This window comes from Bradyrhizobium genosp. SA-3 (genome assembly GCF_004212635.1).
Classification (GTDB): Bacteria; Pseudomonadota; Alphaproteobacteria; order Rhizobiales; family Xanthobacteraceae; genus Bradyrhizobium.
The window spans coordinates 1-24,349 of the sequence record NZ_PSRT01000126.1 but is presented as its reverse complement, the minus strand read 5'-3'; the positions used below and the strand labels follow the sequence as shown (position 1 = coordinate 24,349).

The 24,349-nt window shown below is 63.2% G+C and carries 19 protein-coding genes and 3 pseudogenes; 8 read left to right on the top strand and 14 right to left on the bottom strand.

Annotation, left to right across the window (positions count from 1 at the left end):
- Positions 1–990: pseudogene (locus CWO91_RS32740) on the bottom strand (methyl-accepting chemotaxis protein); the annotation flags it as partial.
- A 258-nt stretch (positions 991–1,248) separates the two neighbouring features.
- Between CWO91_RS32740 and CWO91_RS32735 the strand changes: the two are divergent.
- The gene (locus tag CWO91_RS32735; RefSeq protein WP_130219659.1) at positions 1,249–2,415 is read left to right on the top strand and encodes an FIST N-terminal domain-containing protein; all 1,167 of its coding nucleotides are present in this window, start codon (positions 1,249–1,251) and stop codon (positions 2,413–2,415) included.
- Positions 2,412–3,770, top strand: a complete 1,359-nt coding sequence (locus tag CWO91_RS32730; protein WP_130219657.1) for a hybrid sensor histidine kinase/response regulator — start codon at positions 2,412–2,414, stop codon at positions 3,768–3,770. The genes CWO91_RS32735 and CWO91_RS32730 overlap by 4 nt, the downstream gene beginning before the upstream one ends.
- Before the next feature lie 147 nt (positions 3,771–3,917).
- Here the strand turns inward: CWO91_RS32730 and CWO91_RS32725 are convergent, their stop codons facing one another.
- From CWO91_RS32725 to CWO91_RS32705, 5 genes and pseudogenes are all read right to left on the bottom strand, one after another.
- Entirely contained in the window at positions 3,918–4,613 is a 696-nt protein-coding gene (locus tag CWO91_RS32725; protein WP_165405883.1) for a response regulator, read from the bottom strand.
- Positions 4,614–4,716: 103 nt separating this feature from the next.
- The gene (locus tag CWO91_RS32720) at positions 4,717–5,403 is read right to left on the bottom strand and encodes a response regulator (RefSeq protein WP_130219654.1); all 687 of its coding nucleotides are present in this window, start codon (positions 5,401–5,403) and stop codon (positions 4,717–4,719) included.
- Between the two features lie 123 nt (positions 5,404–5,526).
- Positions 5,527–6,723 (bottom strand): c-type cytochrome, encoded by a 1,197-nt coding sequence (locus tag CWO91_RS32715; protein WP_165405882.1) that lies wholly within the window; start codon positions 6,721–6,723, stop codon positions 5,527–5,529.
- 134 nt (positions 6,724–6,857) lie between these two features.
- Positions 6,858–8,573: a PQQ-dependent methanol/ethanol family dehydrogenase gene (locus CWO91_RS32710; RefSeq protein WP_128940953.1), complete on the bottom strand. Its 1,716-nt coding sequence runs from the start codon at positions 8,571–8,573 to the stop codon at positions 6,858–6,860.
- A 521-nt stretch (positions 8,574–9,094) separates the two neighbouring features.
- Positions 9,095–9,321 (bottom strand): annotated as a pseudogene (locus CWO91_RS32705) (SRPBCC domain-containing protein); the annotation flags it as partial.
- A 433-nt stretch (positions 9,322–9,754) separates the two neighbouring features.
- Here CWO91_RS32705 and CWO91_RS32700 point away from each other — a divergent pair.
- From CWO91_RS32700 to CWO91_RS32680, 5 genes are all read left to right on the top strand, one after another.
- The gene (locus CWO91_RS32700) at positions 9,755–10,255 is read left to right on the top strand and encodes a (2Fe-2S)-binding protein (RefSeq protein ID WP_130219650.1); all 501 of its coding nucleotides are present in this window, start codon (positions 9,755–9,757) and stop codon (positions 10,253–10,255) included.
- An 80-nt stretch (positions 10,256–10,335) separates the two neighbouring features.
- A complete protein-coding gene (locus CWO91_RS32695) occupies positions 10,336–12,678 on the top strand; it encodes a xanthine dehydrogenase family protein molybdopterin-binding subunit (protein WP_130219648.1) in 2,343 nt (780 codons plus the stop codon).
- 15 nt (positions 12,679–12,693) lie between these two features.
- On the top strand, positions 12,694–13,494 hold the full coding sequence (locus CWO91_RS32690) for an FAD binding domain-containing protein (protein WP_130219646.1): 801 nt from the start codon (positions 12,694–12,696) through the stop codon (positions 13,492–13,494).
- Between the two features lie 210 nt (positions 13,495–13,704).
- Positions 13,705–14,829: a CaiB/BaiF CoA transferase family protein gene (locus CWO91_RS32685; protein WP_130219645.1), complete on the top strand. Its 1,125-nt coding sequence runs from the start codon at positions 13,705–13,707 to the stop codon at positions 14,827–14,829.
- A gap of 104 nt (positions 14,830–14,933) precedes the next feature.
- Positions 14,934–15,245 (top strand): DUF1272 domain-containing protein, encoded by a 312-nt coding sequence (locus tag CWO91_RS32680; RefSeq protein ID WP_128930748.1) that lies wholly within the window; start codon positions 14,934–14,936, stop codon positions 15,243–15,245.
- A gap of 267 nt (positions 15,246–15,512) precedes the next feature.
- Here CWO91_RS32680 and fahA read toward each other — a convergent pair whose 3' ends face one another.
- From fahA to CWO91_RS32655, 5 genes and pseudogenes are all read right to left on the bottom strand, one after another.
- The gene (fahA, locus tag CWO91_RS32675) at positions 15,513–16,784 is read right to left on the bottom strand and encodes a fumarylacetoacetase (protein ID WP_130219643.1); all 1,272 of its coding nucleotides are present in this window, start codon (positions 16,782–16,784) and stop codon (positions 15,513–15,515) included.
- Positions 16,785–16,982: 198 nt separating this feature from the next.
- Positions 16,983–18,329 (bottom strand): homogentisate 1,2-dioxygenase, encoded by a 1,347-nt coding sequence (gene hmgA, locus CWO91_RS32670; RefSeq protein WP_165405881.1) that lies wholly within the window; start codon positions 18,327–18,329, stop codon positions 16,983–16,985.
- Between the two features lie 2 nt (positions 18,330–18,331).
- Entirely contained in the window at positions 18,332–19,288 is a 957-nt protein-coding gene (locus CWO91_RS32665) for an MBL fold metallo-hydrolase (protein ID WP_130219639.1), read from the bottom strand.
- 24 nt (positions 19,289–19,312) lie between these two features.
- On the bottom strand, positions 19,313–19,537 hold the full coding sequence (locus tag CWO91_RS32660) for a DUF2783 domain-containing protein (RefSeq protein ID WP_025032749.1): 225 nt from the start codon (positions 19,535–19,537) through the stop codon (positions 19,313–19,315).
- 8 nt (positions 19,538–19,545) lie between these two features.
- Positions 19,546–21,158: pseudogene (locus CWO91_RS32655) on the bottom strand (FAD-dependent oxidoreductase).
- Positions 21,159–21,268: 110 nt separating this feature from the next.
- Between CWO91_RS32655 and CWO91_RS32650 the strand changes: the two are divergent.
- A complete protein-coding gene (locus tag CWO91_RS32650; protein ID WP_130219637.1) occupies positions 21,269–21,811 on the top strand; it encodes a MarR family winged helix-turn-helix transcriptional regulator in 543 nt (180 codons plus the stop codon).
- A 125-nt stretch (positions 21,812–21,936) separates the two neighbouring features.
- On the opposite strand, the gene CWO91_RS32645 is transcribed toward CWO91_RS32650, so the two are convergent.
- The 3 genes from CWO91_RS32645 to CWO91_RS32635 form a co-directional block, all read right to left on the bottom strand.
- Positions 21,937–22,359, bottom strand: coding sequence for a DUF805 domain-containing protein (locus CWO91_RS32645; protein WP_130219635.1), 423 nt, complete (start codon positions 22,357–22,359; stop codon positions 21,937–21,939).
- A 243-nt stretch (positions 22,360–22,602) separates the two neighbouring features.
- Positions 22,603–23,043 (bottom strand): hypothetical protein, encoded by a 441-nt coding sequence (locus tag CWO91_RS32640; RefSeq protein ID WP_130219633.1) that lies wholly within the window; start codon positions 23,041–23,043, stop codon positions 22,603–22,605.
- Between the two features lie 176 nt (positions 23,044–23,219).
- Positions 23,220–23,882, bottom strand: coding sequence for a phytochelatin synthase family protein (locus CWO91_RS32635; protein ID WP_130219631.1), 663 nt, complete (start codon positions 23,880–23,882; stop codon positions 23,220–23,222).
- Between the last annotated feature and the right edge of the window lie 467 nt (positions 23,883–24,349).

The window sequence follows — 24,349 nt, the reverse complement described above, 5'->3', positions numbered from 1 at the left end:
CATGCCGGTACCGAGCAGGAAGGCGAGGACCGCACCGAGCAGCGTGCCACCGACGGCGAGGATCAGCACCAATTGCTCGGTCTGCCCGATGGTCGCTTCCGACTGCGCATCCAGCCGCTGCTGTTCGGCGACGAGGTCCGCCTTCATGGCGGTGGCGCCCTGAAGGATCGCCCCGGCCGAGCCGCTCATTTCGGTCACGAGGTCATCGATCATCTTGGCGTTGGCGATCAGCTTCTCCAGCGCTTGCCGATAGGCTCCCAGCAGCGCCTTGGCGTCCTTCAGCCCGGCGACGATCTTGTCGTCCATGGAATAGACCGCACCGAGCGAGTTATCGACGAATTTCAGCCGCGCCAGCGCGCTTGCCGCGACCGCCTGGTCGGAATTGAGGATGAAATTGCTCGCGGCAGAACTTGCGGTCTGGAACTGGGCATTGACCTGCTTGGTGCCGAACTCGATCGCCTGCGCTTCCGCGTCGGAGGCGTTGTTGCCGATGTCGTCGAGCTTGTATTTCAGGAGATTGGCGTTGCGCTGGAGCTGGTTCTGGACCAGCAGCGCGCTGTCGCGCTTGGCCTGCAAAATCTTGGCAAAGGTCGCCGAGAAATTGGAAAACTCCTTGGCGAGCTTGTTGAGGCTCTCCTGCCGCGCCGGCTTCTTGGCGCTCTTGATGGCCTGGTCGATCGCGGCCTTCAGGCTGGCTTCCGCCTCCAGCGCCGCCTTGGCGTCGTCCTCCTTGCCTGTCACGACAAAGTAACGGGCGGCCGAACGATAGCCGAGCAGCTCGCGGTCGATGTTGCGGGCAAGGTCGGCCTCGGAGACGCTGGTGCGGTAGGACCCGACCCCTGAGGAAACCCGCTCAAAGCCGAAATAGGAGAAGGCCATGCTGCCGGCGGAAATCACCAGCACTGCGGCGAAACCCAGAATGATCTTGGTACGAAACCTGAGGGTCGGAAATAGTGTGCGCTTCGACGGCGATGCGGTACGCCCGGACATTCCAACCCCCAAGATCTGTTCTTGCTAGTGCAACGCGGCCTGGAAGCAGCCCCTTCCGGACCGGCGATGAAAATTAGGGCAGAATCGTCAAGGGGCGGTAAATTCGTCCGCCCCTCCTCCGCAACGACGGCTTAGTGCGGAACACGCGCCCCGCGGACCTGGCCGCCGAGTTGCGACCGGGCGAAAAAGGCCATACTCTTTGGACACTTGTCAGGCACTTGGCATTAGACCGAGCGGGCCCTCGAGGGGAGAAACGGAGTGGGGCAAACCGACTTTCGGTTTGGCGGTGCGTCTGGCGTTGCTGTCGCGAAGTCGAAGGTCGCGGGCGCCGAGCAAGCCGTTGCCGACCTCGCCGGCCAACTCCCCTCCGACGAGCTGGCGCTCATTCTGCTCTTCGTCTCCCCGAGCTACGATCCGCACCAATTCATCGCCGAGATCAGCCGACAATTTGACGGAGTCCCGGTCTGCGGTTGCACCACTGCCGGCGAGCTGGCTCCCGACGGCTGGGACGAGAACAGCGTCGTCGCTCTCGCGTTCAGCCGAGCCGACTTCTCGGCCGTGGTGCGCCCCATCCTCAATCTCGACAGTTTTCGCGTCGAGGACGGCCGCAGGATCGGCGCCGAGCTTCGGCAGGAGCTGCTGCGGGTGTCTTCCCAGATCGAGCGCGGAAATCCGTTCGGCCTGGTCCTGATCGACGGCCTGTGCCGCCGGGAAGAAGCGGTGATGTCCGCGATCTATGCCTCGCTGGACGACATTCCGATCGTCGGTGGATCTGCGGGCGACGGGATGCGCTTCGAGCGGACCTGGGTGTTCCTCGACGGCAAGGCGTACACGAATGCCGCTCTCCTGATCCTCTTGAGCACGTCGCTGCCCTTCCGTGTGTTCAAATGCGACAATTTCGAACCGCGGCCGCAGAAGATGGTGGTCACCGAGGCCGACATCGAGAATCGAACGGTCAGGGAGCTGAACGCCGAGCCCGCGGCCCAGGAATATTCCCGCGTCGTCGGGATCATGGACGCCAAGCTCGATCCGTTCTCGTTCGCCTCGCATCCGGTTCTGGTCCGCGTCGGCGGCTCCTACTACGCCCGGTCGATCCAGCGCGTCGAACCGGACGGCTCGCTGCACTTCTTTTGCGCCATCGACGAGGGCATGGTGCTGACGGCGGCGACATCGCGCAGCCTCGTCGGCACGACGCGCGAGGCCTTCGCGGAAACGCGCGACCAGATCGGCGAGGTCTCGCTCTATATCGGTTTCGAGTGCCTGCTGCGCCGGCTCGACGCCGAGCAGCACCAGCTCGCCCGCGACATGTCAGAGCTCTACCGCCAGAACCGCGTGGTCGGTTTTCATACCTACGGCGAACAGTTCGGCTCGATGCATGTGAACCAGACGTTCACGGGCGTCGCCATCGGCAGGCGCTCCTCGTGACCGGGCTATGGCAGAACAACGAAACGGTCGAGCAGCTGCAGCGGGAAACCGCGAAGCTGAAGAAGATCAATGCCGCGCTGATGTCCCGCGTCGAGCGCTCGATGGACCAGCAGCTCAATGCCTTCTCGCTGTTCGAGACAGCCATCGCGCTCGACCGCCAGGTTCGAGACCGGACGCACCAGTTGCGCGAGGCGCTGCATTCGATCGAGCGCGCCAATGAGGGTCTGTATCGCGCCAAGCAGCAGGCCGAGGCCGCAAGCTCACTCAAATCGTCCGTTCTGATCTCGGTCACCCACGACCTGTTGCAGCCGCTGAACGCGGCGCGCCTGACGCTCTCGGCACTGGCCGAGATGATGGAGACGCGGGAGGCGGGTCTGCTGATCGACCAGGTCGACCGCTCGCTGGTGACGCTGGAGGACCTGTTGCGGTCGTTGCTGGAGATCGCCAAGCTCGACGCCGGCGCGCTCAGGCCCGACGTGCGTCCGTTGGCGCTCGCGCCGCTGTTCGAGCAGCTCCGCAACGAGTTCGCGCCGATCGCCGCACGGCAAGGCCTGTCCTTGCGCATCCGCAACTCGCCGCTCGCGGTGTCGTCGGACGTGATGATGCTCCGGCGCATCCTGCAAAATCTGCTTGCCAATGCCATCCGCTACACCCGCAGCGGCGGCGTCGTGATGGGCTGCAGGCGCCGAAACAACCGCATCTGCGTCCAGGTCTCCGATACCGGGCCGGGAATTGCGCAGGCGCAACAGGAGGCAATCTTTCGCGAATTCCAGCGCGGTGAGGCCAGCGCAACCGACCAGGCCGGGTTCGGGCTCGGTCTCTCCATCGTTCGCCGTTTCGCGACGGTGCTCGGACATGCAGTGCAGCTGTCGTCGCAGGTCGGCAAAGGATCGACGTTCCTCCTGGAGCTGGAGCCGGCCGATCTTGCCGAGGTCAGCGACGAGGTGCACGAGACCAAGCTCACCGAACGTCACTATGGTGGCCTCGAAGGCGCCAAGATCCTGCTGGTCGAGAACGATCCATCCGGCTCCGAGGCCATGGCCGCCTTGCTGGAAGGCTGGGGCTGCGATGTCGCGACCACGCGATCGACTGCGGAAGCGCTGCTGCGTCTCAGCGAGCTGGGCGGCGCGCCCGACGCGGTCATCGCCGATCTTCATCTCGATCACGGCGAAAGCGGATTGTCGGCGATAGCCGACATCCGGCAGCAACTGAAGCTCGACGTGCCCGCGATGATCATCACCGCCGACTACTCCGAGAAGGCCGCCAAGCAAGCGAGCCTCTCCGGCCTCGAAGTGTTGAAGAAGCCGGTCAAGCCTGCCGAGATGCGCGCGCTGCTGTCGTTCCTGCTGAGCTAGCTGGTGCGACGGTCACACAAAATTATCGAAAAACAACCCCATGCACAGTAGCGGTAACAAACTACATTCCGCCAAGATGTTGATTCTTAAGCAAAGTCATCGACAGAACGGCCGTCAATCGACGGGGCGGGACGGAAGAAATTCGCGTCACTGCTGATCCGGTTGGGCACGCTCGCGCCTCGACATGGCGCCCTCGGCTGCCAGCGTCGCGAAATCGATCTTCGACATTTCGACGATCGCCTTGGTGCGGCTCAGCACGTTCAGCTTGCGCAGGATGTCCGAGACATGGACCTTCACGGTGGTCTCGGAAATCTTTAGCTCATAGGCGATCTGCTTGTTCTGCAGGCCGCGCTTGAGCATTTCGAGGACCCGCAATTGCTGCGGCGTCAGATCATGCAGCCGTTTCAGCAGATCATGTGCGGGACTTGGGGCCGCCCGCCGCGGCCGGAGTGCGCGATAGGCGTCGGGAATACAGACGAGACCCTGCAGCGCCTCGCCGATCGACTGGGCAAGCTCCTGCTTGGACGAGGATTTGAGGATGTAGCCGGCGACCCCGAGCGACAAGGCGCCGGAGATGATGCGCGGATCCTGATGACCCGACACGATGACGACGGGAACCTTCGGGAATGCCTTGCGGATGCGAATGATGCCCGAGAGGCCGGTCGTGCCCGGCATCGACAGATCGAGGAGCAGCAGATCGAGCTCGGCGCCCGCGGACAGCTGTTCGAGCGCGCCGTCGATCGACGTCGCCTGCAGGATGTCGGCCCCGGGCGCCACCATTTGCAGCGCGCCTTCGAGCGCCTCGCGAAACAACGGATGGTCTTCGACAATCAGAAATCGCATCACGCGTGAGCCATTCCCAAATCGTTGCCGGGTTCGAGATTGAACCGAGCATGTATCAGCCGGCTCGAGCCGGTTTGATCCAGGTCAAGAATGACGGCGCGGATCATTGCGGCCTCCCGCGGTCAGCCTTCGCATAGGGCCGGCTCCTGGGATCGGGCAGGTCCATCTTGCCGATTTCGATGATCGCCTTGTTGCGGCTGAACAGTCCGAGCTTGCGCAGGATCTCGGTGATGTGCGCTTTCACCGTGGATTCGGCGAGCTGTAGCTCCTGCGCGATCTGCCGGTTCGGATAGCCGCGACGAAGCAGGTCAAGCACCCGAAGCTGCTGCGGCGTGAGCTCGCGGAGCTTGACCTCGAGGGCCTTGCTGGACTCGGCTTTTCGCCGCTGCGGCGTCGCCACGAAATCTCGGGGCACCGATACCGATCCGGACAGCACGCCCTCGATCGACTGGGCCAGCTCGCGCTTCGACGTCGACTTCGGGAGATAGCCGGCCGCGCCGAGCGCCAGCGCTTCGCGGACCACATGCTGGTCCTCCTCGCTCGATACGATGGCGACCGGCAGGCGCGGATAGGTTTCGCGCAAGCGGAGAAAGCCGGAGAAGCCGGTCGCATCCGGCAGCGACAGATCGAGCAGCGCGAGGTCGATCCCCTGTTCGGCCGACAGGATGTGCAGGGCGTCCTCGATCGACATCGCCTCCAGGATGCGGGCCTCCGGCAAAGCCAGCCGCACTGCATTGCCGAGCGCTTCGCGAAACAGCGGATGATCGTCGATGATCAGGAAGCTGGCCATGGCGCCTTCCAAAGGATCCACCGCACGAGCGGCGGCAGCGCACCGATCCTGCGCCGGTCCGGCGTCGGAAAGATGCAGTATGGACGCTACCACATCTTCCCGATCCCGTCCGGTCAAGGCCGTTCAGTCGTTCGATTCGACCTGGACCGTCAGCAGGAAGGAATAGATGCTGTCGAACTGGTCCTCGGTGAAGACCTCCTTCCAGGCCGGCATGCCCTTGGCGGGGCGTCCCTCGTGCACGGTCTTCCAGAACGTGTCGCGCATGTCGTCGCCGTAGCGGTGACGCAAGAGCCGCAGATCGATCTTCCGTTCGCTCTGGATGGCGTCGGGGCCGTGGCAATGCGCGCAAGTTCCGTTGAAGATCTCCTTGCCCGCGCCGATGGTCTCCGCATTCGGCGCAGATGCATCGCCCTTGATCTCGGTTGCCACCACATTTGCGACCTGCGTCACGCTCGGCCCGGGGCCCGTTCCTGTCGTGGTTCCCGCCGGCACAGCCTGGGCTGCGCCAAAGCGGACAGGCTGTCCGGCCGGCAAGCCGTATTTCACCGCGAGATCGGCGATTGTCCTCTGAAGCGTCGGCAGGATCGCATCGACGCGATCGCGCAGCTCGGTCGAACCCTTCGCAAAACCGATGGCGGCATCCCATGACAGGCCTTCGCCTTCGGTGAGCCGGATTTGATAGCGGTCATGATAGGCGGTCATGTTCAACCAGCCGGCGACGGGCCCCCAGATGAAGGCGACGTCGGCCCTGCCCTGATCGAGCGCCTGCATGGCCTCCTCGGGCGACAGCACGGTCACCTTCTGGATGTCGTCACGTGTCGCAAGGAGGTTTTGTGGTGTGCTGGCGTACTGGACAGCGACGCGCTTGCCCCTGAGGTCGTCCACGCCGCCGATCGCCTGACCTTTCGCCGCGACCAGGGCGTAGCCTTCCTTCGCAAAGGTGCTGGAGAAGATCACGGCAGGCCCCATGAAATCCTCGGAGCGCGGCAAGCCGATCATGGCGTCGCATTGCTTGCCCAGCAGCGTGACCCGCACGGTGCGCTTGCCGAAATAGGATTTGTACCAATCGTAAGTGATCGGTTGGCCGAGCGCCTGCGCCAGCGCCTGGCCAATTTCGACATAGAAGCCCGGCCGCGACGGATTATCGCTCGAGAACGGCAGATTGGTCGGATCGGCGCACAGACGGAACGGCTTCGCCTCGTCTGCGTGAGCGGTTGCGGCCGGTGCAATCAGCGCGGACGCGGCGGCCCATGCGAGCAGTCCCGCGATGGTGCGATGTCGGCTGTTGCCATTTCCTGGATTGATCGGACGCATCCTCATCTCCGGCAGGTGGGAATTGTTGGACCAAGCGTGGCGGCACAGGATCCGGACCGAGATCTGGCCTATGCCATCGCCGCGCGATGTCGAGAAAGCGCGCGCGTATCCCGTCTCCTCTGGGATACGCGCGCGAGTCGTCACTGGACGGAGAACACGAAGAGCGAACCGCCCTCGGGGGCTGCGGCCGTCATCTTCTTCCCAACCTCGCCCAGGAACGCGGGCAATGCAGCCGTGCGGCCGACGACGATGGCGACGTATTGCTTGCCGTCGACACTGTAGGTCACCGGGCCCGCACCGATACCGGAGCCGAGATTCTTGCTCCACAGCACCTTGCCGGACTTCGCATCGATGGCGCGGAAGTCACCATGGATGTTACCGGCGAACACGAGGCCGCCGCCGGTGGTCAGCGTGCCGCCGTTGAACGGCAGGTCTTCCTTGATCGACCAGACCTTCTTCTGGGCGATGGGATCCCAGGCCACGAGCTCGCCGAGGAAGCCGCCGGGGCCTTCCTTGGTCGGAAATTCGGCGCCGAGATAGAACACGCCGCGCTTGTAGGCGACGTCGGAAACCGACCAGTCCATGCAGACATTGTTCGAGGGGATGTAGACGAGCCCGGTCTGCGGATTGAACGACATCGGTTGCCAGTTCTTGCCGCCAATCAGGTTCGGACAGATGTCCTTGGCAGGATGACCCGGCCCCGGACGCTTGTCCGGATCTTCGACTGCCCGCATGGTGTTGACGTCCCACTTCTTCGCCCAGTTGGAGAAGACGTATTTCTCCGCCGAGAGCACCTTGCCGGTCTCACGGTTGGCGACGAAGAAGTAGCCGTTGCGATCCGCCTTCATCAGCGCCGGCACCGTGCTGCCGCCGATCTTGAGATCCGCGAGCACGGCCTCGTTGACGCCGTCATAGTCCCAGGCATCGGCCGGCGTGGTCTGGATGTGCCACTTGATCTTGCCGGTGTTGGGATCGAGCGCGAGCGTCGAGGCGGTGTAGAGGTTGGTCAGCTTGCCGAAATTGCCGTCTCCGGTCGAACGAACGCCGGTGTTCCACGGACCGGGATTGCTGGTGCCCCAATAAACGGTGTCGCTCTTGGGATCGTACGAGCCAACCAGCCAGGCCGCACCGCCGCCATGTTGGGCGGAATCGCCCTTCCAGGTGTCGCCGCCGGGCTCATCCGGACTGGGAACCGTAAAGGTCTGCCACAATTGCTTGCCGCTGTTGATGTCGAAGGCCTGGAGCGAACCGCGCACGCCGTACTCGCCGCCACCGAAACCGGTGATGACCTTGTCGCGCACGACCAGCGGCGGCGAGGTGATGACCGAACCCTGCTTGTAATCGACGACCTTCGTCGTCCACAGCGCCTTGCCGGTCGCGGCATCGAGCGCCGTCAGCTTGCCGTCGAGGCGGCCGACGAAGATCTTTCCGTCGGCATAGGAGACGCCGCGGTTGTTCACGTCGCAGCAGGCATATTGCAGCACGTCATCGGGAATTTCGGGCTCCCAGGTCCATTTGCGCGCACCGGTCGCGGCATCGAGCGCATAGACGTATTTCGGGCCCCAGGAGCTCGAGACGTACAGCGTGTTGCCGACGACGATCGGCGAGGATTCGTTCGAGCGCAACGACGCCAGCGAGAACGAATAGGCGAGCGTCAGCTTGCCGGCGTTCTCGGTATTGATCTGCTTGAGCGGGCTGTAACGCGTATTGCCGTAATCGTGGCCGGCAACGGCCCACTGGTTCGAATCGGATTGCGCCTTGATCAGCGAGTCGTTGGCACGGACGCCTGATGTGCCAGCGGCCAGCATCGCAACCATCGAAATACCAGCCAAAAAACCCTTCGTTCCAAAGGTCATGTATTCCCTCCGCGGTGTTGTTGTGTACGCCGGTTGGGCGCTGGAACGCATTGCGCTCCCGATGCGCAGTTTGCCTGCGAGCCATCGCGCAAATTACAGCATCGGCTTTTCGCGCTTAGTATAGGCGGAAGGTAGTAGTGCAAATCGTCGGCGGCTTTCGCCGCGCATCTCGTTGTCGAATCTCGGCTCTTTGCCTTGATTTTCAGGTGGAAACGCACCAAGCGAGTGTAGGGACCGACGACATCGCCTCACTCTCGGTCGTCGTCCCGGACAAGCGAACGAAGTGAGCGCTGATCCGGGACCCATAACCACAGGACTTAGTTTGGCGCAGGCTGATAACTCCGAGTCCCCGTAACCACGTCGGCCTGTGGCTATGGGTCCCGGATCTGCGCTTACGCTTGTCCGGGACGACAGGGGAGTTTGTGTTGACCTTGCCTCGCCCCACTACTTCGTCAGCTTGGCAATGTCGCGCGCAAGCCGGCCGCACGCATCGGGCATCGCGCAGCGATCGTGCGCCGCAGTCACGATGATGGCGCTACCACCGCCGCGAAGCTCTCGAAGAAATGCGCGGCAAGTTTTCGCGACGTCGAATCGATCAACCGCGAGCCGAGCTGCGCGAGCTTGCCGCCGATCTGAGCCTCGGCTTCGCAATGCAGGGTGGTGACGTCGCCGCCTCTCCCTCGAGCCTGGACTTCGCGCCGCCCTTGGCGAAGCCGGCCACGCCGCCGGCGCCCTCGCCGACGCGGCGCGAGGGCCGGCGCAGCGACATCAGGCGCTCGGCAGGTCCAGGGTGCACGCGCAATAAAATCAATGGCTTAGCGTCCCGCCGCCTACTACCAAGATCGCGATTGCAAAGCCGCGCGCGCGTGCTCCTATTCACCTAGGGAACAAGACATCCAAGGGAGAACAACGTGCGGGAGGGCTGAGCTCGCAGGCGAGCGACGGCGGTACGCGGCTTCGACGATGCGACGTTGTCCGCGGACGCGATGAGAACTTTCCGAACCTACCTTGCGGTCGCGCCATGCGTTGGCGGCGGCTTGGCGCATCATGATCGAATCGCGCGCCGTGCCGGCCGCCACGATGACCTTTCCATGACGCGAGGTCACCAAAATGCCAGTTGCAAAGTTCCGTTGCGCTGTTTCTAATTAGAACCAATCAAAATCATTCTGGGAGGACTTCACGTGTCTACAGTCAAACTGACGGTCAACAGCAAGGCCGTTGCTGTCGACGTCGAGGACCGCACGCTGCTGGTCCACGTCTTGCGCGATCACCTCAACCTCACGGGGACCCACGTCGGCTGCGACACCAGCCAGTGCGGCGCCTGCGTCGTGCATATGGACGGTCGTGCCGTGAAATCCTGCACCATGCTGGCGGGACAGGCCGACGGCGCGAGCGTCACCACGATCGAAGGCATCGCCAAGGGCGATGAGCTGCATCCGATGCAGGCCGCTTTCCGCGACAATCACGGCCTGCAATGCGGCTATTGCACGCCGGGCATGATCATGTCGGCCATCGACATCGTGCAGCGCCATCAAGCTCAAGGATCTGGCGGCCAGCTCGACGAGGCCACCGTCCGTCAAGAGCTCGAGGGCAATATCTGCCGCTGCACCGGTTACCACAACATCGTCAAAGCCGTGCTGGATGCGGCCGGTCGCATGAAGGTTGCGCAGGCGGCCGAGTAGCGGCCGTCGCGAACAAGAAAACCACTGCCGCTTTCGATGGAAAGCGCAGGTCAACAAATTTCCGGTCGGGAGGACCAGCCATGGGTGTTGAAGGCATCGGCGCGCGCGTCGTGCGCAAGGAAGACAAGCGTTTCATTACCGGCAAGGGCCGCTACGTCGACGACATCAAATTGCCGGGCATGACTCATGCCTATTTCATCAGAAGCCCGCACGCGCATGCCAAGGTGAAGGGGATCGACTCCTCTGCCGCCTTGAAGATGCCGGGCGTGGTCGCGGTGCTCACGGGACAGCAGCTCGTCGACGACAAGGTCGGTAACCTGATCTGCGGCTGGGCCATCACCTCCAAGGATGGCAGCCCGATGAAGATGGGCGCATGGCCGGCGATGGCGCCGGAGACGGTGCGCTTCGTTGGGCAGGCCGTCGCTGTCGTGATCGCCGAGAGCAAGAATCTCGCGCGCGACGCGGCGGAAGCTGTCGTCGTCGATTACGAGGAGCTTCCCGCGGTCGCCGACATGCACGCCGCGATCAAGGCCGGCGCGCCGCAGCTGCATCCCGAAGCCCCCGGCAACCAGGTCTATGATTGGGTGATCGGCGATGAGGGTGCGGTCGATGCAGCCTTCTCGAAGGCCGCCAATGTGGTGAAGCTCGACGTCACCAACAACCGCCTCGCCCCGAACGCGATGGAGCCCCGCGCGGCGATCGCCGATTACGACGCGGCGGAAGAGCATTTCACGCTCTACACGACGTCGCAGAACCCGCACGTCGCCCGCCTCGTGCTGTCGGCGTTCTACAACATCGCCCCCGAGCACAAGCTGCGCGTGATCGCGCCCGACGTCGGCGGCGGCTTCGGCTCGAAGATCTTCATCTATCCCGAAGAGATGGTGGCGCTGTGGGCCTCCAAGAAGGTCGGTCGTCCCGTGAAATGGACCGGCGACCGCACCGAAGCCTTCCTCACCGACGCGCATGGCCGCGACCATGTGACCCATGCCGAGATGGCCTTCGACGCCGACAACAAGATCACCGGGTTGAAGGTGAAGACCTACGCCAATTTCGGCGCCTACATGTCGCTGTTCTCGTCGTCGGTGCCGACCTATCTCTACGCAACGCTACTGTCGGGCCAATACAACATCCCGGCGATCCATGCCGAGGTGATCGGCGTCTACACCAACACCACGCCGGTCGACGCCTATCGCGGCGCCGGCCGCCCCGAGGCCAGCTACCTGCTGGAACGGCTGATGGAGACGGCGGCACGGCAGCTGAAGGTCGATCCGGCCCAGCTGCGCCGGACCAACTTCATCACCCAGTTCCCGCACCAGACGCCTGTGATCATGGCCTATGACACCGGCGACTTTAACGCCTCGCTCGATGCCGCGATGAAGGCGATCGACTATGCCGGCTTCCCTGCCCGCAAGGCACAGGCAGAGTCACAAGGCAAGCTGCGCGGCATCGGCGTGTCCTGCTACATCGAGGCCTGCGGCATCGCGCCGTCAAAAGCCGTCGGCAGCCTGGGTGCCGGCGTCGGCCTGTGGGAATCGGCCGAGGTGCGCGTCAATCCGGTCGGTACCATCGAGATCCTCACGGGATCGCACAGCCACGGCCAGGGTCACGAGACCACGTTCTGCCAGCTCGTCGCCGACCGCCTGGGCGTTCCGATCAGCCAGGTCTCGATCGTCCATGGCGACACCGACAAGGTGCAGTTCGGCATGGGCACCTACGGCTCGCGCTCGGCGGCCGTCGGTCTTACCGCGATCCTGAAGGCGATGGAGAAGATGGAGTCCAAGGCCAAGAAGATCGCCGCGCATGCGCTGGAGGCCTCCGAGGCCGACATCGTCATCGAGAACGGCGAGTTCAAGGTGACGGGCACCGACAAGGCGATCGCCTTCCCGATGGTCGCGCTCGCGGCCTACACCGCGCACAATCTGCCTGAGGGGATGGAGCCGGGCCTGAAGGAGAGCGCCTTCTACGACCCCACCAACTTCACGTTCCCGGCCGGCGCCTATATCTGCGAGCTCGAGGTCGATCCCGGCACCGGCAAGACATCCTTCGTCAACTTCGTTGCGGCCGACGATTTCGGCCGGCTGATCAACCCGATGATCGTCGAGGGACAGGTCCATGGCGGCCTCGCCCAAGGCATCGGGCAGGCGCTGCTCGAGCACGCGATCTACGACGCCAACGGCCAGCCGGTCACGGCCTCGTTCATGGATTACTCCATGCCGCGTGCCGACGACCTGCCCTCGTTCAACCTCTCCCACACCACGACGCTGTGCCCGGGCAATCCCCTGGGCATCAAGGGTTGCGGTGAGGCCGGCGCGATCGGCGCTTCTGCAGCCGTGATCAACGCGATCACGGATGCGATCGGCAAGAACAATCTGGAAATGCCCGCGACCCCCGACAGGGTGTGGCGCACGATCCACGCGGCTTAAGAGGGAGGAACGAAGATGTACCAGACCACCTATCATCGGGCTTCCTCGGTCGACGAAGCCGTGAGCCTGTTCGGCAAGAGCAGCGAGGCGAAATTCCTGGCCGGCGGACAAACCCTGCTGCCGGTCATGAAGCAGCGGCTCGCCAATCCGTCAGACGTCATCGACCTCGGCAGGATCAAGGACATGATCGGCGTCGAGGCCTCCGGCGACACGCTGACCATCAAGGCCGCCACGCCGCATCATGACGTCGCCACCAGCGACGCCGCGAAGAAGGCGATTCCGGCACTCGCCTATCTGGCGTCGCTGATCGGCGACCCCGCGGTGCGCTATCGCGGCACGATCGGTGGCTCGATCGCCAACAACGATCCCGCTGCCGACTATCCCGCCGCACTGCTCGCGCTCGGCGCCACCGTGAAGACCAACAAGCGGTCGATCTCGGCGGATGATTTCTTCAAGGGCCTGTTCACCACGGCACTCGAAGACGGCGAGATCATCACCGCGGTGTCGTTCCCGGTTCCGGCGAAGGCGGGCTACGCCAAGATGCGGCATCCGGCCTCGCGCTTCGCACTGACCGGGGTGTTCGTGGCGCAGACCAAGTCAGGCGAGATCCGCGTCGCCGCCACCGGCGCCTCGCAGAGCGGCGTGATGCGGGTGCCCGCCATCGAAGCCGCGTTGAAGGCGAACTGGTCGCCATCGGCGATCGACAGCGTCAATATTTCCGCGAGCGGATTGCTGGCTGACATCCACGGCACGGCCGAGTACCGCGCCAACCTTGTCAAAGTGATGGCGCAGCGCGCGGTGGCCGCTGCGGGCTGACGATCGCGCTTTAGCGCCTCGACACAAATTTTCCGCGGCGCGCACTTCGGTGCGCGCCGTTTTTATTTTGGCCATGCGGCATGAAAACCGCTTGCCTCGCTGGTGTGAAGGCGAGAAAAGTTAATCAGCCAATTAACTCGACCCAAAGAGCAATGTCCGAGGCCATTGCCGGATCACCGGCATCCGCCCGTGACCCGAGGAAACAACAACGTGCTCGATAAACCAGCCCAACAAAAATCAGATGGCTCGTCCGTCCGCGCCTCCGGCCCGCTCTCGGGCTTCCGCATCGTCGAATTCGCCGGCATCGGACCCGGCCCGTTCGCCTGCATGATGCTGGCCGACATGGGCGCCGACGTCGTCACGCTCGATCGCATCGGCGCCAAGAAGAGCATGAAGTCGGTGGCGGGCCGCGGCCGCAAGGTGATCGAGTTCGACCTCAAGGACAAGGCGGCGATCGCGCAAGTTCTCGACCTGCTCGCCAGCGCCGATGCGCTGGTCGAAGGCTTCCGTCCCGGCGTGATGGAGCGGCTCGGGCTCGGGCCTGACGTGGTGCTCGCGCGCAACCCGAAGCTGGTCTACGGCCGCATGACCGGCTGGGGCCAGGAGGGGCCGCTTGCGAACGCCGCCGGCCACGACATCAATTACATCTCCATCACCGGCGCGCTCGCCGCGATCGGACCTAAAGAGGCACCAGTGCCGCCGCTCAATCTGGTCGGCGATTTCGGCGGCGGCGCGCTCTATCTCGTGGTCGGCGTGCTTGCGGCGCTTCTCGAAGCGCAAAGGTCCGGCAAGGGCCAGGTGGTCGATGCCGCCATGTGCGACGGCGCGGCGTCACTGATGTCGTTCTTCTTCGACATGACCACGATGGGACGCTGGACCGAGGAGCGCAACCAGAACTTCCTCGACGGCGGCGCGCATTTCTACGGGGTCTACGAATGCGCCTGCGGCCATTTCGTCTCGATCGGCTCGATCGAGCCGCAATTCTACGCGCTGCTGCGCGAACACGCGGGCCTGACCGACGCCGATTTCGACGCGCAGATGGACCGCAACGCCTGGCCGGCGCTGAAGGAGAAGCTGAAGGCGGTGTTCAAGAGCAAGACGCGCGAGGACTGGTGCAAGATCATGGAAGGCACCGACATCTGCTTCGCGCCGGTGCTGACCATGTCGGAAGCCACGCAACACCCGCATATGGTCGCCCGCAACGTCTTCTTCGAGCGTCACGGCGTGAAGCAGCCCGCGCCCGCGCCACGCTTCTCACGCACGCCCTCGGCCGTCCGCGAGCCGGAGGCAGCGGAGATCGCCGGGGTGACGGCGGCGTGGAAAGCGGGGCGCTAGCGGAGCAGGCAATCGCCTGGAGCCCGGCTGAATTCGAGGGAACTACGGCATTCGCGCCGCGGGCGCGATCTGCGATGATCCCGATCAATCCGGGAGATTCAACCATGGCCCTCCAGCTTCGACCGAACTGCGAATATTGCGACCGCGACTTGCCGCCTGATGCAACGGACGCGCGGATCTGCTCCTATGAATGCACGTTCTGTGCGGATTGCGTCGAGACGAAACTCTTCAACGTCTGCCCGAACTGCGGCGGCGGCTTTGCCCCGCGCCCGATCAGGCCCGCGCAGGAATGGCGGCCGGGTGTATGCACGACCAAGCAGGTGCCGTCCGACAAGCGCGTGCATCTGAAGTACAGCCTGGACGACGTCGCCGCGCATTGCGCGCGGATACGCGAGGTGCCGCCGGAGAGGCGGTGAACTGCTGCCACACCGTCATTGCGAGGAGCCCTTGCGACGAAGCAATCCAGAATCCCTCCGCGGAGAGATTCTGGATTGCTTCGCTGCGCTCGCAATGACAGCGAAGTGCCGCCGGAGGAGCGATAGGTCTCGTAGGGTGGGCAAAGCGAAGCGTGCCCACCATGGTCGCTGCGATCGCCGAAGGATGGTGGGCACGGCGCTGATGCGCCTTTGCCCACCCTACGAGACCTGCGCTCGCAATGACGGTGGTCGTGGTGGCGGCGCGCGCTACTCCGCCGCCAGAATCGTCCCCTCAACCTCGCCGAACCCGACGCGATAACCATTGCCCTGGCACCAGCCGCGCATGACGAGGCTGTCGCCGTCTTCCAGGAACGACCGCTTGATGCCGCCGGGCAATTCCACGGGCTCGGTGCCGTTCCAGCTGATCTCGAGCAGGCTGCCGCGCTGATCCTTCTCCGGGCCGGAGATGGTGCCGCTCCCTAGGAGATCGCCGACATTCATGGCGCAACCGCTGGAAGCGTGGTGCATGAGCTGCTGCACCGAGGACCAGTACATGTACTTGAAATTGGTGCGGCTGATGCTGGCGGAGGCGTTGGCGCCGGCGGCACGCAAGGACACGTCGAGCGCAATGTCGCAGTTCTGCGGCTTGCTCTGCTTGAGATAGTCGAGCGGCGCCGGCGCCTGCTCCGGCCCATTCAGGCGGAACGGCTCCAGCGCCTCGCGCGTCACCACCCACGGACTGATCGAGGTCGCGAACGCCTTGGCGAGGAACGGGCCGAGCGGCACATATTCCCATTGCTGGATGTCGCGCGCGCTCCAATCGTTGAGCAGCACGAAACCGAAGATCATCTCCTCGGCTTGGCTCTCCGTGAGCATGCCGCCCATCGGCGATGGCTGGCCGATCACGACACCCATCTCCAGCTCGAAATCGAGCCGCTTGCAGGGCGCAAAGCTCGGGAGCTCGACGTTCGGCGGCTTCAGCTGCCCGCGCGGGCGCTTCACCTTGGTGCCTGACACCACGACGGTGGAGGCGCGGCCATTATAGGCGATCGGCATATGCAGCCAGTTCGGCTGCAGCGCATTGTCCTTGCCGCGGAACATCACGCCGACATTGGTGGCGTGCTCCTTCGACGAATAGAAATCGGTGTAGCCGGAGACGGTGAAGGGCAGATGCAGTTTTGCATCGCGCATCGGCACCAGCGCGCGGCTGCGCAGCTCCTCGTTGTCGCGCAGCTCCGGATGATCGTGACGCAAGAGCTCGCTGATCCGTGCCCGCGTCTTGGTCCAGACCTTCGGCCCCAGCGCCATGAAGGGATTGAGCGAGGGCCCGGAGAACACACCGAGCGGGCCGACATCGAGCCGCGAGTCCTGCTCGAGCTCCCAGAGATCGAGCACGTAGTTTCCGATCGCGACACCGATCCGCGGCGTCGGGTTGGCTGCAGTCGAGAACACGCCATAGGGCAGGTTCTGGATCGGGAAGTCGGAAGAAGGGTCGACCTCGATGAAGGAGCGGAGGCTGGGGTCGTTGGGGTGGGGCATTGGTTTCCCGTGGCGCAGCGGTGAGGGTGTCACCCTCCCCTGGAGGGGGAGGGTCGGCTCATATTGAGCGCAGCGAAAGATGAGACGGGGTGGGGTGATCTCTCAGCACGGACAGTGTTCATTGCGGAGAGACCGTCACCCCACCCCGCTCGCGCTACGCGCGATCGACCCTCCCCCTCCAGGGGAGGGTAAGAAGCCTCACGGCCTGTTCGGATCGAACCGCTTCTCCAGACCCTTCCAGCACTCCGCATAATCGTCCTGCAGCGTCGATGATTTCGCGGCATGCGCGGTGACGCGCTGCGGGTAGCGGGTCTCGAACATGAAGGCCATGGTGCCGGTCAGCTTCACGGGCTTCAGTTCGCCATTGCTGGCATGCTCGAACGCGTCGCGATCGGGCCCGTGCGGCAGCATGCAATTGTGCAGGCTGATGCCGCCGGGGATGAAGCCTTGCGGCTTGGCATCGTAGACGCCGTAGATCAGGCCCATGAACTCGCTCATGATGTTCATGTGATACCAGGGCGGGCGGAAGGTGTTGTCGGCGACCATCCAGCGCTCGGGGAAGATCACGAAGTCGATATTCGCGGTGCCCGCCGTCTCCGACGGCGAGGTCAGCACCGTGAAGATCGACGGATCAGGATGGTCGAAGCTGATCGCGCCGACCGGCGAGAACGTGCGCAGATCGTACTTATAGGGCGCGTAATTGCCGTGCCAGGCGACGACGTCGATCGGAGAATGCGGCAACGTGGTCTTGAACAGCGAGCCGCCCCATTTCACGTAGAGTTCGGTCGGTGCGTCCTTGTCCTCGTAGTTCGCGACCGGCGTCAGGAAGTCGCGCGCATTGGCGAGGCAATTGGCACCGATCGGCCCGCGCTCCGGCATCGTGAAGGCGCCGCCGTAATTCTCGCAGAGATAGCCACGCGCCGGTCCGTTCGGAATCTCGACGCGGAACTTGACGCCGCGCGGGATCACCACGATCTCGCCGGGCTCTGCATCGATGCGGCCGAACTCGGTGACGAGACGCAAGACGCCCTGCTGAAGCACGAACATCAGCTCGCCGTCGGCATTGTAGAAATGCTGGTCCACCATCGACTTGGTGATGAGGTAGACATGCGCCGCCATACCGGCCTGCGTGTTGACGTCACCGGCGGTCGTCATGGTCTGCACGCCCTGGAGGAAGGTCACCTCCTCCTGCGGAATCGGCGTCGGATCCCAGCGCAGTTGCGCGATCGGCAGATCGTATTCGTGGCACGGCGCCGAGCGCCACAGCCCGGCATCGATCTTCTCAAAGCGGCCGGAGTGCTTCACCGACGGGCGGATGCGATAGAGCCAGGAGCGCTCATTGCTGCCGCGCGGCGCGGTGAAGGGCGAACCCGACAGCTGTTCGGCATAGAGGCCATAGGCGCAGCGCTGCGGCGAGTTGCGCCCGATCGGCAGCGCGCCCGGCAGCGCCTCGGTCTCAAAACTGTTGCCGAAGCCGGACATATAGCCCGGCGTCACCTGTGCGGAACTGCGAACGATCTGATCGGGCGAGGTGTTGATGTTCATGACTATCCTCCTCCTTGCAAGTTCGCCCACATTTCCTGGTCGCGCTTGTCGGTCCAGATCACGGGGTCGTCGATGCCCGAGGCCTCGTCGAAGGCGCGCGACACGTTGAACGGCAGGCAGTGCTCGTAGATGGCGAAGCTCGAAAATTTCGGATCCATCACCTCGCGCGTCGCCGCCATCGTCTCCTTCAAGGTGCGGCCCTTGGCGACGGAGATTTCGGCCGCGCCATAGAGTGTGGAGACGAAATCGCGCGTCATCGCGATGGCCTCACGCCCGGTGGCGAGACCCTTCAGGGCATCGCCGCGGCCCGGCGCGATCGCCTTGGGATTGAAGTTGCGGATCTCGTTCAGCGTCAGCGGCCATTCGCGCAAATGCGCATCGCCGCAATAGCAGGCCGAGTGATATTCGATGAGATCGCCGGAGAACATCACCTCGGCATCCGGCACCCAGGCGACGATGTCGCCGGAGGTGTGGCCGGCACCAAGCTGCATCAGGCGTACCTCGCGCTTGCCCAGATAGATCGACATCTCACCTTCGAAGGTCAGCGTCGGCCAGGTCAGGCCGGGGATGCTCTGCGCGTCCTGGAACAGGCGCGGGAAGCGGCCGTATTCGGAATCCCAATCCTGCTTGCCGCGCTCTTCGATCAGCCGATAGGTCTCCTGCGAGGCGACGATACCCTGCGCCTTGTAGGCGGATGCGCCCAGCACGCGCACCGCATGATAGTGCGACAGCACGACATATTTGATCGGCTTGTTGGTGACGGTGCGCACGCGCTCAATCACCTTGTTGGCCATCGCGGGCGTTGCCTGTGCATCGAACACGAGGCAGCCGTCGTCGCCGACAATGACGGCCGTGTTCGGATCGCCCTCGGCGGTGAAGGCGTAGAGATCGGTGCCGATCTCGGAGAAGATGATCTTCTTCTCGGAGAGATCGCCGGTGGATGCGAAGTTCTTCGCCATCAATTCGTCCTTCAAGTCACTTGGTTATTGTTGTTGCTGTTGTTGCTGCTGGCCGTCGATCATGCGCCGCTTGGCAAGCCCGATCGCCTCGCGCAGCACGTCGATGTCGCCGATATGGTTGGCGAGGATCAGGACCAGCGCCGCGTCGAAGTCGGCGCTCTGCTCCTCGGTGAGGCCGCGATGGGCCTCGACGATGGCGCGAAAGGCATCATCGGGACGCGCGAAGTTGGAGCTGGTGGAGAGCGGCATACGAAACCTCAATACAAACCTTCGGCCCGCGCCAGCGCCGCCGCGATCGTCGCGCGCGTCGGCCGGCGGAAGCGCGCCGCGACATAACCGTCGGGCCTCAGCAGATAGGCGGCACCCGGCTCGGCGCCGTAGCGCTTTGCGACCAGGCCCGAGGGATCGGCAAGTCCGCCCTCATCTCCAATGCAGATGCCCTTGATGCCATCGGGCACATCGATCGCGCGCCATTGCTGAACGACAGCAAGGTGAAGTCCGTTCCATCCTTGCGGAAGGCATCCGTCAAATAGATCTGCTCGCCGGCGCGCGTTGCGACGGGCGCGTCGACCATGGAACAGCCGGGCGACGGTCCACCGCGCCACGTATCCGCATCGAGCGAGGACAGCGGCGAGTCGTAGCTGCATGGCACCGAGAGCCGGCCGCCATTGACCATGCGCTTGCCGAACTCGGTCTCCTTGGCGAGCGACAGCACCGCCTTGCGCAGCCGCGCTTCCTGGTGCGAGTTCGGCGCCATGAAATCGGTCGAGCGGGTGGATTCGCGGATGTTCTCGTCGGCCGCCATGCTGCGCTCGGCATGGTAGCTCTCGAGCAGGCTCGCGGGTGAAGTCCCGCGCAGCACGCGATTGAGCTTCCAGGAGAGGTTTTCGGCGTCCTCGAGTCCCGAGTTGGCGCCGCGCGCGCCGAAGGGCGAGACCTGGTGCGCGGAATCGCCGGCAAAAATCACGCGGCCATGGATGAAGCGGTCCATCCGCCGGCATTGGAATTTGTACAGCGAGATCCACTCGAACTCGAACTTGTCATGGCCAAGCATACGCGCGATGCGCGGCCGCACGTTTTCCGGCTTCTTCTCGACGACGGGATCGGCGTAGCGATTGAGCTGGAGGTCGATGCGCCAGACATCGTCGGGCTGCCGGTGCAGCAGCGCCGAACGTCCGGCATGGAACGGCGGGTCGAACCAGAACCAGCGTTCAGTCGGGAATTCCGCGGTCATCTTGACGTCGGCGATCAGGAACTGGTCCTCGAACACCTGTCCCGCGAACTCGGCGCCGACCATCTGTCGCAGCGAGGACCGCGCGCCGTCGCAGGCGATGACATATTGCGCGTGCAGCCGATAGGCGCCCTCCGGCGTTTCTATCGTCAGCGCAACCGAATCATTGCGCTGCTCCAGCGCCGTCACCTTGTTGCGCCAGCGCAGGTCGATCGCAGGCAGATCCTGGATGCGATCGACCAGATAGGCTTCGGCGTAATATTGCTGGAGGTTGATGAAGGCCGGCCGCTTGTGGCCGTCCTCGGGCAGCAGGTTGAACTGGTAGAGCTGCGACTCGCCGTGGAAGATCCGGCCGACGCTCCACACCACGCCCTTCTCGACCATGCGGTCGCCGACGCCGAGGCGGTCCCAATATTCCAGCGAACGTTTCGAGAAGCAGATCGCGCGCGAGCCTTCGCCGATACGGTCGGCATCGTCCAGAAGCACGACGCGCTGGCCACGCTGGGCAAGATCGATCGCGAGCGACAACCCCACCGGGCCCGCACCAACGACCACGACCGGATGCGCGGCCGGGTCTTGGCCCGGACGATCCTGATCGGGGTGGCGGCGATAGCCGAACTGGGATTTGGCCTGCGCCATGCGCTAACCTTTCGCTCTGGTCAGGAGAGGACTGATCTGCTAGATAGTCTCACGTGCAACTATTTTGGACCGGAGCCGCCGGCCGTCAACTGGAATTCGGAGCACTCTCCTTGGCGAGGACATCCAGCGACATCGCGCTGAAGGCACGGCAAGCCGACGAGGCTTCGCCGCGACCAAAGCCTCGGCTCGATCTGTTCAAGTTCGTGCCGTTCCGCCTCAACCGGCTCGCGGCGGAGGTGAGTTCCGCGCTCGCGGTGGAATATCAGGAGCGGCATGGCCTCGACATTCCGGCATGGCGCGTGATCGCCACGCTCGGCTTCCGCAACGACGCCTGTAGCGCGCAATTCATCTCGCAGTGCACCCGCACGCACAAATCGACCATCAGCCGGGCGGTGACGATGCTGCTGCAGCAGGGATTGATCGAGCGGGTCGAGAACGAAGCCGACCGCCGCGAATTCCGCCTGCAACTGACGACGAAGGGCCGCGCGCTCTATGAGGAGCTATTCCCGCAATTGCTGCGGCGGGAAGACGAGATCCTCGCCTGCCTCTCCGCGCAGGAGCGCAAGCAGCTCTCGGCCCTGCTCGGCAAGATCGAGCAGAGTCTCGACCTGATCCAGACCAGCGAAGAGGCGGACGCCAAGCAGGCGTATTAGGGTGTGGGCCTACAAAGCGGAAATCGACGAAGCATAGGCCAAGGTCTGCTACGGGCCAACAGGCGACATCGCGCCGACCTTTCAGCGCTCTCGTTCAGACGCCTGTCCAATCTGCTTGAGGCTTACTAAATTCCGATGCGCGGTAGCGGGTCTGGGCCAAATCGATTGTCGCCAGGCCAACCGGGAAGCGCACTCAGGGTTGCTGCCACTAGCAGGTACGGAAGCCAATACGGAACGCCGAGGGCGCGGTCGATGTGAGGGATCGCGAAGATGGTGAGAGCCCACCAACCCGAGAGGTTGAAGTCGTGCAGTCGCTTCACGAGGATTGCGGCAAGCGGCCACAGCGAGACTAAAAGGAGAATATGGAGAATGGACCAGTCGACCGGAGGGTTGACGTTGTAGTGTCGTGGCCCCGAGTCAGCGAGCTTCCGCCCCATGCGCACGACGAGCATATCGATCAGCACAAGCCCGAAGAGCCCTAGGGCAAATTCCTGACGGCCGATGCGGCCCTTCATGGATAGAAAATACCAAATGAATGCTGAATGCATGCGTCCGACGAAATCCTGTCCGGCAATGTACGAACCTCGGACAACATAGACTACTCTGCTCAATCCTGTGCTAATAAATACCTAAGAATGCGCTCAAACGACCAACGTCAGCGCATTGTCCGCAATGGGTCAGAAGTGTCATTCGAAACGCGGACAATTGACTTCCTGTCTACTCCGATAAGCAGACCATCTCGGAGACAAACCCCAATTCGCCCTACCTCAAGTCGCCAGACGCGGCATCGGTCAAAATTGAAACGGACTGACCGAAACGGAAATCTTGCCGTCTGCGGTTAGTTCCACCTCGAAGTCCACCTCCTTTTGCGCTGTCACATCCTCAACCGTCGCATACAACAACCCGGTACAGGTAACTGCTCGCTTGGCTTTGCTTCTTGAATTTGTGCTTATCGCATCATCCAACCTATAAGCGGCACCTTGTCTCGCCTTTTCCCAAATCGCTAGTTTTTCGGCCTCTGTGGTCGCATGACTTATCATCGCCGCAACTGCGCTCGAATTCATAACGGCGTAGTTGACAAGCGCGTTGTTGCTGTCGTCCGAAACGATCTTAATCACTGTATTACGCGCATCCAAAGAATTACACTCGGGCATCGTTCCGGCACAACCGCCCAGCAAAAATAAAACAGGGAGACACGCTAAAACCGACTGTCCTTCCAGAAAGTGCTTCATCGGAATCCGGACCACATCATACAGCCGACGTCGTGACGGCCGGAGTGCTGTTCGACTCAGGGGCCACGAGCAGACCCGTCGCAAGGCAGCTGGTCGCAGCCTTGTTTTATTCGATCGCCTGGTCACCTCCACCGCCTCGCTCGCCATCTTCAGCTCAGGGCTGCAGGGATTTGCAATTACTCGATCAGCAGCAGCCCGCGCTTCTTATCGCCATCGTACGTATTCACAGCTGCGAACAGCCGCTTTCGCTCGACCAGCCATGGCTGGTAATTGGAATTGACATCGAGCACGAAAACTAGATCGTCGGCTTCCAGATAGCCGCCAATGGGCGAATGATGTCCAACACCAGCACCAAAAATTTGCGCGCGATTGAAATTCACGATGTAGCGTCGGCTTGGATCGTTGGAGCGACGCAAATGTTCCAGAAACTGGCCCTCGCTGAGATTACGCAAGATCGTGACCTTGCGGCTCGTGTTGGTCCGCGCCACCTCGGCCAGTTCGTCAAGCGTGAGACCCAGGATGCATAAGCCCGTCCAGCACCGCCCGGTACCGGCCAACACCTTATCCTCCGTGCTTGCCGTCTCGCCGAGCGACTTATACGCATTCGCAACAGCTGCAGGTCCGCAACGAGAGCTATTTGATTGCCAGTTCACGTTCCCGTGGAATGTGGCGGCCACTGGCAGGCGCCACGCGCGTTCCATAAGCTCCGGTGTACGTGTTACCGAGAATGCAATGGCTTCTGTCGGCACGCGTGACTGGCCGACGACAAGGGCCCCGGCACCCAGCAGGCCCGCAGTGACAACCATGCAGATAATGCTGACTAAGCGCCACCGCTTCATGGGTCTGAACCTGGCAGCAGTCCGACTGGAGGCTGGCCAGATTATATCCTTAAGCTAATTGGCGGGAAGCGACCCCAAGTAAACGTCCGTTGAGGGTCATTCGCGTCGATTTGGCCGCGTCGCCACCACGTCCGGTCTGGCGTCAGCTGCTGACGTCCGGGCGCTATCGCGATCTTCGCCTTCGGGTCAAACTGAGAAGAGCTCAACGAGAGCAATTCGCGTCCGCTAGACCCTGCGAAGCAGAACTCTAAAAGGCTATCCCCAGTTTCGCCGACGGGCCATAAGCGGACATCAGCGAACTTCCCGAAAGCGGACGCGTTGTCGATTGCGGGGGACGTCAATCTGGCTTTGCCAAAGGGAGATAGCGCCCCGACAGTTGGTGTCACGGTTGCGCGCAGACGCATTCAATCTTGCCAGAAGGAGGATTGCGAGATGACAGAACGTATTTCGTTGGAGGAAAAGGTCGC